Origin of the sequence: Campylobacter sp. CNRCH_2015_0338h, from assembly GCF_025772785.1 — a bacterium.
In the GTDB taxonomy this organism is placed as follows: domain Bacteria; phylum Campylobacterota; class Campylobacteria; order Campylobacterales; family Campylobacteraceae; genus Campylobacter_D.
Map to the genome: position 1 here is coordinate 25,090 of NZ_JAKMST010000002.1, position 16,876 is coordinate 41,965.

19 protein-coding genes and 1 pseudogene are annotated in these 16,876 nt (G+C 30.1%); 11 read left to right on the top strand and 9 right to left on the bottom strand.

What is annotated here, in order from left to right; genetic code table 11:
- Positions 1–347 precede the first annotated feature (347 nt).
- A complete protein-coding gene (locus tag L8X30_RS01450) occupies positions 348–1,268 on the top strand; it encodes a helix-turn-helix transcriptional regulator (RefSeq protein WP_263678626.1) in 921 nt (306 codons plus the stop codon).
- Positions 1,269–1,355: 87 nt separating this feature from the next.
- On the opposite strand, the pseudogene L8X30_RS01455 reads toward L8X30_RS01450, so the two are convergent.
- A pseudogene (locus tag L8X30_RS01455) lies at positions 1,356–1,782 on the bottom strand (PD-(D/E)XK nuclease family protein); the annotation flags it as partial.
- A 108-nt stretch (positions 1,783–1,890) separates the two neighbouring features.
- Between L8X30_RS01455 and L8X30_RS01460 the strand changes: the two are divergent.
- From L8X30_RS01460 to L8X30_RS01475, 4 genes are all read left to right on the top strand, one after another.
- On the top strand, positions 1,891–2,439 hold the full coding sequence (locus L8X30_RS01460; RefSeq protein WP_263678629.1) for a hypothetical protein: 549 nt from the start codon (positions 1,891–1,893) through the stop codon (positions 2,437–2,439).
- Entirely contained in the window at positions 2,436–2,639 is a 204-nt protein-coding gene (locus tag L8X30_RS01465) for a hypothetical protein (RefSeq protein ID WP_263678630.1), read from the top strand. The genes L8X30_RS01460 and L8X30_RS01465 overlap by 4 nt, the downstream gene beginning before the upstream one ends.
- Before the next feature lie 83 nt (positions 2,640–2,722).
- The gene (locus tag L8X30_RS01470; protein WP_263659131.1) at positions 2,723–2,878 is read left to right on the top strand and encodes a hypothetical protein; all 156 of its coding nucleotides are present in this window, start codon (positions 2,723–2,725) and stop codon (positions 2,876–2,878) included.
- Positions 2,879–2,944: 66 nt separating this feature from the next.
- Positions 2,945–3,109 carry an HNH endonuclease family protein gene (locus tag L8X30_RS01475; RefSeq protein ID WP_263678631.1) on the top strand — a complete coding sequence of 55 codons (165 nt, stop codon included), beginning with the start codon at positions 2,945–2,947 and terminating at the stop codon, positions 3,107–3,109.
- A gap of 102 nt (positions 3,110–3,211) precedes the next feature.
- Here the strand turns inward: L8X30_RS01475 and dnaE are convergent, their stop codons facing one another.
- A complete protein-coding gene (gene dnaE / locus L8X30_RS01480; protein ID WP_263678632.1) occupies positions 3,212–6,805 on the bottom strand; it encodes a DNA polymerase III subunit alpha in 3,594 nt (1,197 codons plus the stop codon).
- Between the two features lie 103 nt (positions 6,806–6,908).
- Here dnaE and L8X30_RS01485 point away from each other — a divergent pair, with 103 nt between their 5' ends.
- Positions 6,909–7,148, top strand: coding sequence for a SelT/SelW/SelH family (seleno)protein (locus tag L8X30_RS01485; protein ID WP_257396702.1), 240 nt, complete (start codon positions 6,909–6,911; stop codon positions 7,146–7,148).
- Positions 7,149–7,171: 23 nt separating this feature from the next.
- Here L8X30_RS01485 and L8X30_RS01490 read toward each other — a convergent pair whose 3' ends face one another.
- Genes L8X30_RS01490 through L8X30_RS01515 form a run of 6 tightly spaced genes read right to left on the bottom strand, consistent with a single transcriptional unit; the run spans position 7,172 to position 11,416 of the window.
- A complete protein-coding gene (locus L8X30_RS01490; protein WP_263678634.1) occupies positions 7,172–7,738 on the bottom strand; it encodes a DJ-1 family glyoxalase III in 567 nt (188 codons plus the stop codon).
- An 11-nt stretch (positions 7,739–7,749) separates the two neighbouring features.
- On the bottom strand, positions 7,750–8,622 hold the full coding sequence (locus L8X30_RS01495; protein ID WP_263678636.1) for an N-carbamoylputrescine amidohydrolase: 873 nt from the start codon (positions 8,620–8,622) through the stop codon (positions 7,750–7,752).
- Complete coding sequence (locus tag L8X30_RS01500) at positions 8,591–9,505, bottom strand: cation diffusion facilitator family transporter (RefSeq protein ID WP_263678637.1); 915 nt, start codon at positions 9,503–9,505, stop codon at positions 8,591–8,593. The genes L8X30_RS01495 and L8X30_RS01500 overlap by 32 nt, the downstream gene beginning before the upstream one ends.
- Positions 9,502–10,479, bottom strand: a complete 978-nt coding sequence (locus L8X30_RS01505) for an agmatine deiminase family protein (RefSeq protein WP_263678639.1) — start codon at positions 10,477–10,479, stop codon at positions 9,502–9,504. The genes L8X30_RS01500 and L8X30_RS01505 overlap by 4 nt, the downstream gene beginning before the upstream one ends.
- Before the next feature lie 56 nt (positions 10,480–10,535).
- Positions 10,536–10,817, bottom strand: a complete 282-nt coding sequence (locus tag L8X30_RS01510; protein WP_263678641.1) for a hypothetical protein — start codon at positions 10,815–10,817, stop codon at positions 10,536–10,538.
- The gene (locus L8X30_RS01515) at positions 10,817–11,416 is read right to left on the bottom strand and encodes an MBL fold metallo-hydrolase (RefSeq protein WP_263678642.1); all 600 of its coding nucleotides are present in this window, start codon (positions 11,414–11,416) and stop codon (positions 10,817–10,819) included. Before L8X30_RS01515 ends, L8X30_RS01510 begins: the two co-directional genes overlap by 1 nt.
- Before the next feature lie 61 nt (positions 11,417–11,477).
- Between L8X30_RS01515 and L8X30_RS01520 the strand changes: the two genes are divergently transcribed.
- Genes L8X30_RS01520 through L8X30_RS01540 form a run of 5 tightly spaced genes read left to right on the top strand, consistent with a single transcriptional unit; the run spans position 11,478 to position 16,010 of the window.
- Positions 11,478–12,218 (top strand): NAD+ synthase, encoded by a 741-nt coding sequence (locus tag L8X30_RS01520; protein ID WP_263678643.1) that lies wholly within the window; start codon positions 11,478–11,480, stop codon positions 12,216–12,218.
- Complete coding sequence (locus L8X30_RS01525) at positions 12,205–13,143, top strand: tetraacyldisaccharide 4'-kinase (protein WP_263678646.1); 939 nt, start codon at positions 12,205–12,207, stop codon at positions 13,141–13,143. The genes L8X30_RS01520 and L8X30_RS01525 overlap by 14 nt, the downstream gene beginning before the upstream one ends.
- On the top strand, positions 13,118–14,527 hold the full coding sequence (thrC, locus tag L8X30_RS01530; RefSeq protein ID WP_263678648.1) for a threonine synthase: 1,410 nt from the start codon (positions 13,118–13,120) through the stop codon (positions 14,525–14,527). Before L8X30_RS01525 ends, thrC begins: the two co-directional genes overlap by 26 nt.
- Complete coding sequence (gene kdsB, locus L8X30_RS01535) at positions 14,524–15,249, top strand: 3-deoxy-manno-octulosonate cytidylyltransferase (protein ID WP_263678650.1); 726 nt, start codon at positions 14,524–14,526, stop codon at positions 15,247–15,249. The genes thrC and kdsB overlap by 4 nt, the downstream gene beginning before the upstream one ends.
- Positions 15,246–16,010, top strand: a complete 765-nt coding sequence (locus L8X30_RS01540; RefSeq protein WP_263678651.1) for a transporter substrate-binding domain-containing protein — start codon at positions 15,246–15,248, stop codon at positions 16,008–16,010. The genes kdsB and L8X30_RS01540 overlap by 4 nt, the downstream gene beginning before the upstream one ends.
- Here L8X30_RS01540 and L8X30_RS01545 read toward each other — a convergent pair.
- The gene (locus L8X30_RS01545) at positions 16,007–16,723 is read right to left on the bottom strand and encodes an amino acid ABC transporter permease (RefSeq protein WP_263724880.1); all 717 of its coding nucleotides are present in this window, start codon (positions 16,721–16,723) and stop codon (positions 16,007–16,009) included. The two genes, L8X30_RS01540 and L8X30_RS01545, sit on opposite strands and share 4 nt — an antisense overlap.
- Positions 16,724–16,876 lie beyond the last annotated feature (153 nt).

Sequence of the window (16,876 nt, forward strand, 5' to 3'; positions counted from 1 at the left end):
GGAGCTAGAATACCGCCTTTGGCCTACTTAAACTTTTATCTCCTTTCTAAAATTCGTTTGTGATTTCTAATTTTATATTTGATAAATCTTGCTGATATAGCAAATCATATAATTTTTTACAAGCTTGTCTGCTTTGACCGACACTTTCATCACTCTTAGTTAAACCTAGTAAAATACAATCTTCTGTATTCTAATAATTATATATTTATCATCTTTTACTCTCAAACATTGTTTTCTAAATAAACTTTCATTTCCAAACTACAAGTTTTGTAGCGTTTATAAACTAGACTTTATTTGTTTATAAAGCAATTGTTGTTAATATTTTTAAAAAAATTTAGAGAAAAATCATGAAAGATCTTAAAAAATACATTGCAAATTCCAAACTAACACGCCTTGAAGTTTTATATGAAAAATTAGTAAAGTCTGAAAATGGCATAACTATAAAAGAACTAGCCCAAGAACTCAATGTAAGCGCTAAAACCATAAAAAGAGACATGCAAGGGGTTTTTGAGCCTATGGGGCTTATTAAAAATGGAAGAAAATGGCGTATCGATACAAGCAAAGACATTCAAGAGCAAGATGATGAAAAAATAATCCTTGAAGTGCTTGATACCATGGCAAAAAGTGCCGGAAATAGCTTTTATGCTAAGGCTCATCCCCTACTTTCTAAACTTTCTCAAAATATCTCTAACCCCATCCATACTAGCCTAGATGCAGAAAAGCTGGAAGAAAAAGATTTAAGCAATTTTCAAATTCTTGAACAAGCCATCAACACCAAAACACAAATTGTCTTTAAATATGAAAATAAACTTTTCCAAGTAAAACCTTTAAAACTAGCTTTTTTTAATGGATTTTGGTATTTGCTTGCTTTTGATATGAAAAAACGTGATATTTTCAAAAAATTTTATTTAAAAAATATCCAAAACATCACCCTAACCCAAGAGCATTTTCAAACCGATGAGAGTTTAGAAGTAAAACTTCAAAGAGTAAATTCTATATGGTTTAGTCTTGATAAACCTTTTACAGTAAGGCTTTTAGTAGAAGAACCAATACGAAAATACTTTGAAAGAAAGCCTCTAAATTCACAAATCATCACCGGTAAAGACAAAGATGGCTCCATAGAAATAGAGCTTGAGATAACTCATGAAATGGAAATTTTACCTTTAGTGTATTATTACATACCTTATGTAAAGGTTTTAGAACCTGATTTTATAGCAAATAAAGTCAAAGAAGTAGTTGGAGAATACCTTGATCAAATAAGCAAATGATTGCTTATTTGTCAGGATTTTAATACTTTCTTAGCTACATTTAAAGCTTTTTCAATCGTGTCATTTTCTATAAAATTTTTTATCAATTTCATTGTTTTTAACTTTTTCTTTTATGTGTTTTATGTAGTCTTTGAGTTGATTTGGTTGATCTTTTGTATAAAGTTTATTTTATATGATGATATATCTTTTATCTTTTAAACTTATGAGTATATCAATCCTTCTATTATCTTTTGTACAAGCTTCTGTTTCTACGCTTTCTATATCATGGGCTGTAAGATTTTTAAATTTCTTAGCCTTTGTGTATCTTCCAAGCTTTTTTAAAAACTCATTTGCAAAAAGCTCTTGATAATGATCATCATGTGGATCTATCAAATAAGCTATAAATTTAGAATGATAAATTTCCATTTCTTGTACGCCCAAAGATTCAAAAATATTTATATCACTCATGCCTTTTTTTGGTATTTTCTTCAAATTTATCATTAACCCTTAATAATTCTTCAATAAAATTTTTCATTCACAATGCCTTTAAAATAATTTTCACAATTATACTACAAAAATATAGACTACCATTGTCTGCTTTTTTTAGCTATGATTTTTCAAATCATTCAAAAAAAGGATAAAAATGCTTCAAACCATGAAACACATCCTAACTCACACCGATGAGACTTTACTTGCAAAGAAATTTGGTTATAACAATGTAGAAAAATTTACTAAAACAAAAACTTTGTTTTTAGAATGCGAAAGCATACAAGAATGGCTTTTAAAAGGACATTATGATATGGTAAATTCCTCTTTAGAATTTATGCAAAAATTTGATTTTATTTTAGATAAAGAAATTTTGAATTCAATTTTAGAACAAAGTATTTTATTAAAAGATAAATACACAAAATTACAAGAAGCAAAAGCCATCATAAAAACAAATTTTAAACGCAAAAGCGAGCCTTTGCATGCTTTGATGTTTTTATCTCATTTACGCGTGCTTAAATTTCCTATTAGCAATGATATGCTCTATCTTGATAAAACACAAATCATGCAAAAGCTCAAAGAACTTGCTATAAAGCATTATGAAAATTCACAAGGCAAATTAAAGCTTTGGGGAGATATCTTACAATATGACATTATTTATGATGATGAGTTATTAGTTTTAAGCATGCTAAAGAGCGATGAATGATAGCCATTTCTACACTTTTATCATCAAAACATAAAAGAATTTATCAAAATCTTGTGCGAAATTTTACTAAATTTAACATCTCTTTTAAAAAAATACTAAGTAATGATATATGGTTAAGAGATTTCATGCCTTTAGTGTATGAAAATACAGTGACAAGCTATATTTATGATCCTGATTATTTAGAAATTATCCGCATTTAAAAACCACTATAAAACCTCTAAAAAATCACTTAAATTTAATCCTTGATGGAGGTAATTTCATAAGAAAACATGATGTTGCTTTTATGTGTGAGAAAATTTTTAGCCAAAATCCAACACTTAGCAAGGAAAGAATTATCCATACTTTAAAACAAAGTCTAAATTTAAAACACATAGTCTTTTTACCAAGACTAGCTTATGATAGATACACACATAGTGATGATATTAATAATTTTTCATAACTAGATAATAAAAGTCTAGTTATTTTGTTTATAATTGCATTATATATCTTAGTTTAAAGGTTTATAATGCAATCAAATACTTCTACTTCTTTAGCAAATTTAACATTAATATCTATGAGAAAAAATGTTCAAGCGTTAAATTATGATTTTGCTAAAAAAAGAAATTTATACAAACAAAGAGATTTTAACTTGCTATATAATAACTCAAGATATAATATACAATTATGCTGAGTGGAATGTAAAGTCTCTTGAAAAAAGAGAGAAAGATTTAATAGAAAAAATTTCAAATATATTATCAATTTAAGCTATGATAATCATAGCTTAAATTGATATTTAACCTTTACATTTTTGAGCTATCACATCCATAGCTTCTTGCGAGAGAACAAAATTTGTATGATAAAGCAAGCAACTACCCATATCAAGCACTTTTAGCACAAGCTTTTTGTTATTAGTATCTTTTGGATTGTGTCTTGTATTAGCTAGATCATAAATTTCATACACCATATCTTTACTAAGCTTGTTAATATCAAGTTCTATGATATTTTCTTCAAATTTCATAGGCTCTTGGGTAAATTCTTCTTTATTTTCTTTTTTTACAAAGCTTTTTTTCTTACTAAAAGATTTTAACTCATTTTCCCTTGCTTCTTCTAGGGTGTAAATTTCATTTAAACTAAAGCTTAAGTCATTGTCGTTGTTTTTATATCTTAGTAAAAAAGCAAAGGCTTCATCTTTATTTTCTTTAAAAAGCGCTTCAACTTTTTCTACTTGGGCTTCAAAGATGATCATATCAAAAGTAGAATAAAAGTCTAAAACCACAGCCTTAGCATACCTTTTACCGCTTTTACTCATCATCGATTTAAAATCTTCAATCTTCCCTACAACCAAAAGCTCACCCTCGCCTTTGAGTGTTTCAAAGTCCATACTTTTAAAATACTCTATGCCTTCTATTTGACTTGCAAATTTATCTAATGGATGGCCTGATACATAAATTCCTAAAATTTCTTTTTCATAGCCTAGTTTTTCCATTAGTTCAAATTCTACTTTGCTATCATGAAGCCCTACTTTGATATCTGCGGCTATTTCTTCTTCTCCAAAAAGCGAAGCAGTGGAGTTTCTTTTAACTTCAGCGATTTTTCTACTTGTTTCTGAAATAAGCTCAAGATTATCCACCAAACATTTTCTAGTATAGCCAAACTCATCGAAAGCACCTGATTTAGCTAGGTTCTCAATAGTTTTTTTATTAATCTTAGTTGGGTCAATCGAGCTTATAAAATCATCAAAATCACTAAAGCCCTCTTCCTTGCGAATAGCCATGATATTTTCTATCGCAGGAATTCCCACACTCTTAATCGCTCCAAGCCCATAAATAATAGCTTCAGAACCATCTTCAAGCTTAGTTGCGCTAAATTCTCTTTGGGCTTTGTTAATACTTGGTGGCAAAAGTTTGATGTTCATTCTTTTCATCTCTTCAATGTATTTTGCGACCTTATCTACATTGCTTTCTTCACTTGTTAAAAGCGCAGCCATAAACTCACTTGGATAATAAGTCTTTAAATACGCTGTTTGAAAGGTTATAAGTGCGTAAGCAGCTGAGTGAGATTTGTTAAAACCATATTCAGCAAATTTCAAAATAAGTTCAAACAAATCGTCAGCCTTTTTCTCATCATAACCTTGTTTTTTAGCTCCTTCTAGATACTCTGCTTTAAGATTATCCAAAATTTCTCTTTTTTTCTTACCCATAGCACGGCGCACATTATCAGCCCCACCCAAAGAAAAACCACCGATTTTTTGCACTATTTGCATAACTTGTTCTTGATAAACTATAACCCCATAAGTATTTTCAAGTATAGGTTTTAAATCTTCAAATGCATATGTTGCAGCCTTTCTACCATGCTTGATATCGATAAAATCATCCACCATCCCACTATCAAGTGGCCCTGGTCTATATAAAGCTAAAACCGCGATTAAATCTTCAAATCTTTCAGGCTTTAACCTAGCATTTAAACTTTGCATACCGCCTGATTCTATTTGGAAAATGCCCAAGGTATTACCACTTTGTATGGTTTTATAAACCTTAGGATCATTCATATCAATCTTTTCCCAAATTACATCTTTACCATAGCGCTTTTTTACTAGCTTAATCGCATTATCAATTACTGTAAGAGTTTTTAAACCCAAAAAGTCAAATTTGATTAAATCTACATCTTCAAGATATTCTTTAGAATACTGCGTAACTAAATGACGCTCATCGTTTTTGCTTTGTCTAAAAAGTGGAGCTTTATTCCACAAAGCTTCATTAGATATCACAACCCCTGCTGCGTGCATACCTGCATTTCTATTTAAACCCTCTAGTGCTTTAGCAAAATCCCAAACTTGACGCCCTTTTGGATGAGAATTTACAAATTCAGCTATTTTTGGTTCTTGCTCATAGGCTTTTTCTAAAGTGATTTTTAGCTCTTCAGGAACTAATTTTGCCAAAGCATCTGCATCAGGTATGCTCATATCACAAACCCTAGCCACATCACGGATTACTCCCTTTGCTAAAAGCTTACCAAAGGTAATGACTTGTGCAACCTTTTCAGCTCCGTATTTATCAATAACATAATCAATCACCTCCCCTCTTCTATCTTGACAAAAATCCACGTCAATATCGGGCATTGATACACGCTCAGGATTTAAAAATCTCTCAAAAAGAAGATTATAAGGTATAGGATCTAAATCTGTAATTTTCAAACAATACGAAACCAAACTCCCAGCAGCACTCCCACGCCCTGGGCCAACTGGTATATCTTTTTCCTTAGCTGCGGCGATAAAATCATGAACGATTAGCATATAACCTGAAAATTTCATATTTTTAATAATACTAATTTCTAAATCAAGCCTATCTTTATACTCTTGGTGCTTACTCTCATCGATAAATTGAAGTCTTTCTTCTAAACCCTTTTTGCAAAGATATTCAAAAACCATATCATCATTATCAAAGCTAAATTCTTGATCTTCTTGACTTAAACTTAAGCCATATTTTTTCGCATATTCACGGGTAAATTTAAAATTTGGTGGTGTTGGATCACCTAGTTTTAATTCTAAATTACATTTATTAGCTATTTCTTGAGTGTTTTCAATGGCTTCAGGAATATCAGCAAAAAGCTCACTCATTTGCTCTGGTGTTTTTACATAAAACTCATGCACTTCATGTCTTAAACGCCCTGGATCATCAAGCTTAACACCCATAGCTATACACATAAATACTTCATGCGCAGCTGCTCTTTCTTTAAAAGTATAATGCGTATCATTAGTTGCAATAATTTTTATATCAAGCTCTTTAGCAAGTTTGATGATAGAATCATCGATAAATTTTTGATCATCAATACCATGACGCATAATCTCAAGATAAAAATCATCTCCAAAAACCTTTTTATACCAAAGCGCAGCTTCTTTTGCACCTTCATAACCTTTTGCGCCAAATTTTAAATTTCTTTCATTTTTGGTATTTAAATGCCAATTAACCTCACCTTGCAAACACGCCGAAGAGCAAATCAAACCCTCACTATGAGCTTCTAAAAGCTTTTTATTAATCCTTGGGTAATAATACAAACCATGTATATAGCTTTGTGAGCTTAAATACATCAAATTTTTATAACCAATTTCATTTTTAGCAAACAAACAAATATGAAAGCGTTGTCTTGAGCTTTTATCACTTAAATCATCATGATTATGCAAATACGCTTCAAGCCCTATGATAGGTTTAATTCCCTCAGCTCTCATTGTTTTATAAAAATCAATAGCTCCAAACATATTTCCATGATCAGTCATAGCAACACTTGTTGCACCTTGAGCTTTTAGCGTTTTAGCAAGCTCTTTGAGTTTATTTGCTCCATCAAGTAAAGAATATTCTGTGTGCAAATGTAAATGTGTAAATTGGCTCATATTTTCCCTTGTATTTTTTTATTATTATAAAAAAAAACCTTAAATTTAAAACTTACAAGCATAAAAAATGTATAATAGCTTACTTTCAAAAAAGGAGTAAAAAATGGAAGTAAAAATTTATTATTGTAATCTTTGAAATTACAAACCACAAGCTGCAAGGGTTGCAGAAGAAATACAAAACGAATTCAAAGATGCGCAAATTTCTACCATAGAAAAAGGTGGTGGTCATTTTATAGTAGAAGTAGATGGCAAAATCATTTACTCTAAAAAAGACTTGTTTAACTGCGAAGTAGATAGATTTCCTCATGAGGGTGAAATCACTAAGCTTATGAAACAAATGTAAGCTAAACCCTCACTAACGAGGGTTTATTTTGTTAAAGGAACAAGCATACCTTCATAAAGTTTTTGATAAATTTCTTCTGAGCATAAATGCTTAGCAAGCTCCAAACCAAACAAAATAGCCGTAGCAGGCCCAGCTGCTGTGATGACATTTTCATTTACCACAACCGCTTTATTTACTCTTACACCTTCAATACCTACTTCACAACCAGGATAGCAAGAAAACTCCCCATTTATCACCCCTGCTTTAGCTAACACCATAGGTGAAGCACAAATAGCTGCTACGATTTTTTTCTTAGCATGTAAATCTTGTATGATTTTTATGATAGCTTGATTGTTTTTTAAATTCATCATACCTTCAAATCCACCTGCTAAAGCAATTGCATCTAAATTTTCTTGATCAACACTAGATAAACTCACATCAGCCCTTATGCAAATTCCATTAGCACCTTGTACCAAAAGCTCATCATCAAGCGAAGCAATAATTACTTCTAAATTCCCACTAGCCTCCCCTGCTCTTTTTAAAACATCAGCTATACCTATAAATTCAGCTTCTTCAAAACCTTTTGCCAAAGGCACTAAAACTTTTTTCATTTTTCCTCCTTTTAGTCAATAAATCTTTTATTTAATTCATGAAAATACTCTATGCGTCTATCGCGTAAAAACGGCCACCATCTACGCACATTTTCACATCTTTGCATATCAATTTCAATGATTTTATAAAGCTCTTGTTTATCATCAGCTCTAAAAAGCTCTTCACCTTGAGCCCCAAAGACAAAAGAATTCCCCCAAAATCTTATGCCATCTTCGACACCGCTTTCATCTTTTTCAAAACCCACTCTATTTATAGCTACTACAGGCAAGCCATTAGCTATAGCATGACCTCTTTGCACACCTATCCAAGCTTCAAGTTGTCTTTGTTTTTCTTCTTTTTCATCCTTATCAAACCAACCTATAGCAGTAGGATAAATCAAAATTTGAGCTCCTTTTAAAGCCATTAACCTAGCAGCTTCAGGATACCATTGATCCCAGCATATTAAAACTCCAAGCTTTCCAACACTTGTTTGTATAGGTTCAAAACCCAAATCACCTGGAGTAAAATAAAATTTTTCATAAAAACAAGGATCATCAGGAATATGCATTTTGCGGTATTTACCTACTATGGAACCATCTTTTTCAAATACCACGCTAGTATTATGATAAAGCCCTGCGCTTCTTTTTTCAAATAAAGAAGTTACCAAAACAACTTTATTTTCTTTAGCTACATTAGACCAAAACTTAACATCTTCTTCATAGTCATTGGCTAAATCAAAAAAGTCTGTATTTTCACTTTGACAAAAATACTGCGTTTGATGAAGTTCTTGTAAGCATACAAGTTCAGCCTTTTCCTTTGCTGCTTGTTTGATAAGTTCGCATGTTTTTTTTATAGTTTTTTCTTTATTTTGTTTAAATTCTTGCTGTATGAGTGCTAATTTCATTTTTACTCCTTTCTTCTTCTGAATCATCATAAGGGTCTAAGTGTACATAGATATTCCAAAAATCATCTTTAAAATGCTCCCTTATACTATCTTCAATCTCATCACCGATTTTATGAGCTTTTAAAAGTGATATTGTAGGTTCAAAAACTAAATGCACACTAACATAAAGTATATCAGGACTTTTTCTAGTTTTTAAATGATGAAAGCTTTTGACTTCTTTATTTGCACTTATAATTTGTTTAATCACTTCAACTTGTTCTTTATCAATTGCCACATCTAATAAAATTTTAGAACTTTCTTTGATGATTTTAAAAGCTGAAAAAATCGTATATAAACTTATAGCTATACCAAATAATCCATCAATAAAATGATAATTTGTAAAAGCTATAATCACAAGTGCTAAAAGCGTTAGAGCATTAGTTAAAAAGTCTATTTTATAGTGCAAGCTATCAGCTTTTATAATCAAGCTTTTTGTTTTTTTAGCAACATAATTTAAAAAAACCACCAAACACAAAGTTACAGCCATAGCAAAAGCCATGATAAAAATTCCAAGATCAAGTTTTTCTACACTTTCTTGATTGTGAATTTTCAAAACACTCTCATAAAAAATATAAACCCCAATCCCGCTAATAACAAGACCTTCAAAAAGCCCCATTAATGCTTCAATTTTACTAAGGCCAAAATTATATTCTTTACTAGATCCTTGAGAGCTTTTTTTCAAAGCTAAAAAATTTAAACCCGAAATCACACAATCAAGTAAAGAATCAATCGCACTAGAAAGCACCGCAACAGAACCTGAAGCTAAACCTACTATAAATTTAACAATAGCTAAAAAAATAGCACATACACTTGCGATGATAGTTGCGCTTTTTTGCAAATTCATCTTTGACCTTCATAGCGGTTTTGACAAGAACAATGCAAAGAACCATTTTGTCTTAAAAACACTCTTGCATCAACCCCTACTACTTTTCTATCTTTGCATGCTTTTTGTAAATTTTCTAATACCAAAGCATCGTTTTCATCATTATAAGTTGGCACTATCAAGCCACCATTAACAAAAACAAAATTTGCATAAGTAGCACCAAGCCTTTTACCTTCAAAATACAAAGGCTTAGGCAAAGGAAGTTCTAATAAATCAAACCCTGTTTTTTTAAGTTCTCCCTCCATAGCTTTTAAGGGCTTATAATGCTCATCATTTTCATCTTTACACACACAATAAGCAATGGTTTTTTCATTGATAAATCTTGCTAGAGTATCTATATGATGATCAGTATCATCACCTTTTATATAACCATGATTTAACCATACAATTTGTTTTAAGCCAAAAATTTCTTTTAACTTAGCTTCAATTTGCTCTTTATTTAAATGTGAATTTCTATTTTCATTTAACAAACAAGCACTCGTTGTAAGCATTACTCCTTGCCCATTAAAATCAATACTCCCACCTTCTAAAATAAAATCAATTTTTTCTAATTTTCCAGATAATTTTTGCGCAAAAAGTTTTGAATTTACCGCATTATCTAAAGTGCTTTGAAATTTATCGCCCCAAGCATTAAAAATAAAATCAAGCCCTATGAGTTTATCATCTCCAAGCACATCAATTGCACCAAAATCTCTAATCCAAGTATCATTAGTATCACACTTAAAAAAATCAACGTTTTTTATATGCTTAAATCTTTGAAAATCTTTTTCACTTGGCGCTATAAGTAAAACTTTTTGAAAATTTGCCACAGCTTTAACAAATTCTTCATAGCTTTGCAAAATCTCTTCTAAATAAGGCCTCCAATCGCTATTTTCATGAGGCAAAGAAAGTAAAAGTAGCTCTTGTTTTTGCCATTCTGCTATGCTTTTTCTCATTTTGATACCCTTTTTGATAATTAAAAAAGTATTTTAACATTTTTAATGATAGTTTTTTACTCTTTTTTTAAAACCCAAGCAAAATACCATATCGCAAAAGATAAAAGCAAAATCACAAAAAGCTTTTTATCATACACTCCAAAACCAATATAAAGCACAGAATACATAAAACCAAAACTTCCCGCATAAATGCAAATTCTACTCATTAAACCATTTTCCACCGCTCTAAAACATGGGCATTTGTGAAAAAATTTCTTTTTTGTTTCTTTAGGTTTAAAAAAACTCAAAACCGCACTTAAAATCAGCAAAAAACTTAAAAAATATAAAACCTTATCCATTAGTGAAAATACCTTAACCAAGCAGGAATTGCTTTTTGTTCTTCTTTTAAAGTGCTTTCTTCTCCATGCCCTGGAAGCAATCTAAAATCTTTTTCATAAGATAAAACTTTTAATAAACTCTCTTTCATCTTGGCTGCATCTGAGTAAGGAAAATCCCATCTACCAATACTACGGTAAAATAAAAAATCTCCACTAAAAAGCATATCTTCACCCACAAGTTCTATCATACAACACCCTGGAGTATGTCCTGGAAAATGATGAAATTTAAACTTAAACTCATCTATACTAAATTCATTTTCATTTTCTATCAACATATCAGCATCTGAATGCTCAAAACCATAATTAAAAGGATCTTTTAGCATAAAAGCATCATCTTTATGGATAAAAAGTGGAATTTCATAAACCTTTTTAACTTTAGCATTATCATAAACATGATCATAATGACCATGGGTATTTAAAATAGCTAAAGGTTTGCTTGCGTTTTCTTTGATAAACTCATAAGCATTTTCACCTGGATCAATGATAATTTGCTTGTTATTATGATCTATAATATAACAATTTGTTTCATACATTCCGCATGGTTGTTTTAAAATACGCATATAAACTTCCTTTTAACTAAATCAAATATAATTTTAAAAAATTAATATTTAAAGATTTTTTATGAATTATACAAAATTACAAGAATTATTGATCAATTTTATAAAAGAACAAGCAGGGGATAAAAATCTCATCTTAGGTTTAAGTGGTGGGATAGATTCAGCTTTAGTAGCTCATCTTTGCAAAAAAGCAATAGGTGAAAAACTTTTTGTGCTTTTAATGCCTACAAAACATTCTAAAAAAGAAAATTTAGATGATGCATTAATGCTTTGTAAAGATTTGCAAATTCATCATAAGATTATTTATATTGATGAAGTACTTTGTGCTTATGAAAAAATTTGTCAAGACTTAAACCCTTTACGCTTTGGAAATTTAGCTGCAAGAGTGCGTATGAGTTTGCTTTATGATTATTCGGCTTTACACAATGCATTGGTAGTAGGTACTTCTAACAAAAGCGAACTTATGCTTGGTTATGGGACTATTTATGGGGATTTAGCTTGTGCTTTTAATCCTTTGGCTACACTTTATAAAAGTGAAGTTTTTGAGCTTGCTAAATTTATAGGTGTACATGAAAATTTCATACAAAAAGCTCCTAGCGCTGATCTTTGGCCAAATCAAAGCGATGAAAAAGATCTTGGCTATAAATATGAAGTTTTAGATGAAGTTTTAAAAGCTTTAGAAAACAATCAAAGCTTGGAAAATTTTGATGAGAATTTAAAAAATTTAGTCTTAGAGCGTGTGCAAAATAATGCCTTTAAAAGAAAACTTCCAACAACATTAAAGAATGCATATGACTTGGCTTGATCGCTATTTTTTTAAACCTAATTTTTTGCAAAAAACTCTAGCTTTTTTGCTTTTGCCTTTTAGCTTTTTATATATGATCATAGCGATTTTAAATACTAAATTTAAAAAAGAACTTGATTTTAATTTACCCATTATAAGCATAGGCAATCTAACCCTAGGAGGCAATGGAAAAACTCCCATTTGTAAAGCCATAGCAGCTGAGTTTGAAAATTGTTTTATCATCTTAAGAGGCTATAAAAGACAAAGTAAAGGCTTAATCATCGTTAAGCATAAAGATGAAATTTTATGCGATATTAAAGAAAGTGGCGATGAAGCTATGGAATATGCACTTACAAAGCACATTAATGGAGTGATAGTAAGCGAAGATAGGGCTAAAGGCATACAAAAAGCTATCGAGCTTGGAGCAAAAATCATACTTTTAGACGATGCTTTTTCTAAATTTCACATTAAAAAACTTAATATTTTATTACAAAGTAAAGATGAGCCATTTTTTGGTTTTACCCTACCTAGTGGGGCTTATCGTTTGCCAAAATCTTTTGCTAAAAGGGCTGATTTTATAGCTAAAGAAAACGAAGATTTTGTGCGTTATTCTCATGTGAAAGAAAATCAAAAAGCCGTTTTAATAAGCTCTATTGCAAAGCCTTTTAGATTATATGAGCATTTTATCAAAGCTAGGGCTTGTTATTTTTTTGCCGATCATTATACTTTCAAAAAAGAAGAATTAGAAAAACTTTTAAAAAAACACAATTGCGACACTTTAATGCTAACCTTTAAAGACTATGTGAAAGTAAAAGATTTTGGCTTTAAAACTGAACTTATCCATCTTGATATTGTTTTAAAAGATAGTTTTAAGCAAGTTTTGCAAGATTATATTTATAAATTTAACAAAAAGGAAGAAAATGTTACTACACTCAACCCAAGATAAAAATCACCAAGTAAGCTTTTCAAAAGCCTTACTTAGCCCTAGTGCACCTAATAATGCTTTATATGCACCACTAAATCTACCAAAGCTTGACAATGAAGCTTTGAAAAATTTAAACTACAAAGAATTAGCCTTAAAAATCATCGCAGCTTTTGATTTTGATTTAGATCTTGAAGTTTTTGAAAAAGCTTTGAAAACTTATGAGGATTTTGATGATAAAACCTGCCCTATTCATTTAAGAAAAATTAATGATAAGCTTTATATTAATGAATTATTCCATGGGCCAACAAGAGCTTTTAAGGATATGGCTTTGCAACCTTTTGGTGTGCTTTTAGAACACTTAAAAAAAGATGATGATTTTTTAATCATGTGCGCTACAAGTGGTGATACAGGGCCTGCTACGCTAAAAAGCTTTGAAAATAAAAAAGGCATAAAAGTAGTTTGTATTTACCCAAATGAAGGTACAAGTAAAACTCAAACTTTACAAATGACACATTCAAATGCAAGCAATTTAAAATCCATAGCCATTGAAGGTAATTTTGATGATGCGCAAAATGCTCTAAAAGCGCTTTTAAATGATGAGGATTTTAAAAATACTTTAAAAGAAGAAAAGTTAAGTCTAAGTGCTGCAAATTCAGTCAATTTTGGAAGAATACTTTTTCAAATCATCTATCATTACTATGCTAGTTTAAAAATCGATAGAACAATAGATATCATCATTCCAAGTGGAAATTTTGGCGATGCCTTGGGAGCTTATTATGCTAAAAAAATGGGAGCAAATATAGGTAAAATTAAAATTGCTTCCAATTCAAACAATATCTTAAGTGAGTTTTTTAATACAGGCAAATATGATTTAAGAAATAAAAGCTTACAAAAGACTATTTCTCCTGCTATGGATATACTCATATCATCAAATATAGAAAGATTGCTTTTTGATAAATTTAAAGATGAACGCACCAAAGAGTTAATGCAGGCTTTAAAGAATGAAAAATATTATGAGCTTAGCCAAAAAGAGCTAGAGCTTTTACAAGAAGACTTTGAAGCTGATTTTTGCAATGATGATGAGTGTATGCAATATATCAAACAATACAGCCACTTAGGACTTTTAGACCCCCATACTTGCACTTGCTTTAAAATGCTTGATTCTAACACCACTACGCTTATTACTTCCACAGCACAATGGAGTAAATTTACCCCAAGTATGTATCAAGCAATTTATAATAAAGAATGCCAAGATGAACAAGCTTGCATGCAAGAACTTGCAAAAGAATTTAAACAAGAAATTCATCCAAATATCGCAAGCTTATTTACAAGCACACAAAAGCAGAATCAAGTTTGCAAACTCAAAAATCTAAAACAAACTATTATAGAATGGATAAAACAATGATAATCATACCCGCAAGATTAAAATCAAGTCGTTTTGAAAATAAAATTTTATGCGAGATTGATAATTTACCTATGTTTATTTATACAGCTAAAAAAATGCAAGAAGTTGATGAAGTGTGTGTGGCACTTGATGATGAAGAGGTTTTAAAAATAGCACAAAAACACAATATAAAAGCAGTTTTAACAAGTAAAAATCACGAAAGTGGCACTGATAGGATCAACGAAGCTTGTCAAATTTTAAAACTAAATAACAACGAGCTAATCATCAATGTCCAAGCTGATGAACCTTTTATAGAAACACAAAATATTAAAGATTTTAAAGAATTTAGTCAAAAAGCTTTTGAAGATGAGCTTTGCTTTATGAGTAGTTGCTATAAAGAAGTAGATGCAAAAGCTTGCGATGATCCTAATTTGGTTAAAGTAGTTACTGATAGTAATGATTATGCTTTGTATTTTTCAAGATCTAAAATTCCTTATGAAAGGGTAAATTATAAACAAAATTTTAAAGCCCATCTTGGAATTTATGCATATAGGGTTAAAAATTTACAAGAATTTTGCACTTTGAAAAACTCAGCTTTGGAAGAATGTGAAAAATTAGAACAATTAAGAGCCTTAGAAAATGGCAAAAAAATCAAAATGCTAAAAATACAAAGTCAAAGCATAGGTATAGATACAAAAGAAGATTATGAAAGAGCCTTAGCTAAATTTGGAGTTAAAAAATGAAAAAAATACTTTTTTTACTAAGCTTGTTTTTTACACTTCATGCAAAAGAATTAATCGTAGGTATGGAACTAGCCTACCCTCCTTTTGAAATGAGTGATACCAAAGGTAATCCAAGTGGTATTAGTGTAGAGTTTTTACAAGCCTTTGCCAAAGAAAAAAACTATGATTTAAAAATTCAAAACATAGCTTGGGATGGACTTATACCTGCTTTAAGAACTCAAAAAATAGATCTAATCATGTCTTCTATGAGCATAAGTGAGCAAAGAAAAAAAGTAATAGATTTTACCTTGCCTTATGCTAAGGCAAATTTAGCGATATTAAGCACTAAAAAATCAAATATTAACTCCATAGAAGATTTAAATCAAAAAAGAAAAATCCTTGCTTTAAAAAGAGGTTCAAGTGCGCATTTATATGCTCAAAAAAATCTTAAAAATGCAAAAATCTTAGTATTTGATAAAGAAAATGCAGCTATTTTAGAAGTCATTCAAGCAAAAGCTGATGCTTTTATTTATGATCAAATGAGCATTTATAAAGCATGGAAAAAACATCCTGAGCAAACAAAAGCTATTTTTACCCCTTTTGAAAAAACACCTGAGCAATGGGCCATAGCTTTAAATAAAAATAATACCAAATTAAAAGAAGAACTCAATGAGTTTATTTTAAAATCTAAAGAAAATGGTCTTTTTGATAAACTAAGTCAAAAATACCTCAAAGATATGCAAGAAATTTTCAAAGAACAAAAGCTTGAGTTTTTCTTTTAAGAAAAACTCTTTTCAAGCTTTCTTGAAAACATAGAAATAGGTAAAGTTAAAACCAAATAACAAAGTGCTAAAGGAATGTAAATTTCTAAAGTTGAAAAAGTAAAAGCATTAATTTCTTGAGCATTTTGAGTTAATTCTGAAATAGCTATAACGCTTAAAAGAGAGCTATCTTTGATCAAATTACTAAGTTGTCCACTTAGTGGTGCTAAGATATTTTTTAAAGCTTGAGGAAAAATCACGCTTTTATAAATTTCAAACTCACTCAAACCCAAAGCTTTAGCACTTTCATATTGCATTTTATCAACACTTAAAATCCCTGCTCTAAATATCTCACAAATATAAGCACTAGCAAACAAAGCTAAAATCAAAACTCCACAAACATAACGATTATCAAGCCCCAAATTATCCGCAAAAATATAATAAATCAATAAAATTTGTACTAGCAAAGGTGTACCTCTAATAAGCTCTATAAAAACTCTTGCAAACATATTAAAAAGCACGATTTTACAAAGACTCATATAGCATAAAATCAAAGCAAAAATCACACCTACAATCAAAGACAAAACACTAATAAAAAAACTCGTAAAAAAACCCTGTATCATTTTGTCTTTATATTCATAAATTGCCCCAAAATCAAAATTATAACTAGCGCTTAAAAAAGATAAATAAAAAAATAAAAACAATAAAAAAACCAACAAAAAAGCATTAACCATATATACTTTTAAAGTAATTTTTTTATGCTCGTTAAATTTATTGTGTACTAAAAAAATATTATTCAAAAATTTCCTTTATTATGATTTCAAATATAGCAAATAGCAGCTAAATTTCACTAAATATTAAGATTGTTAAAAATTGGAATTTTAGTT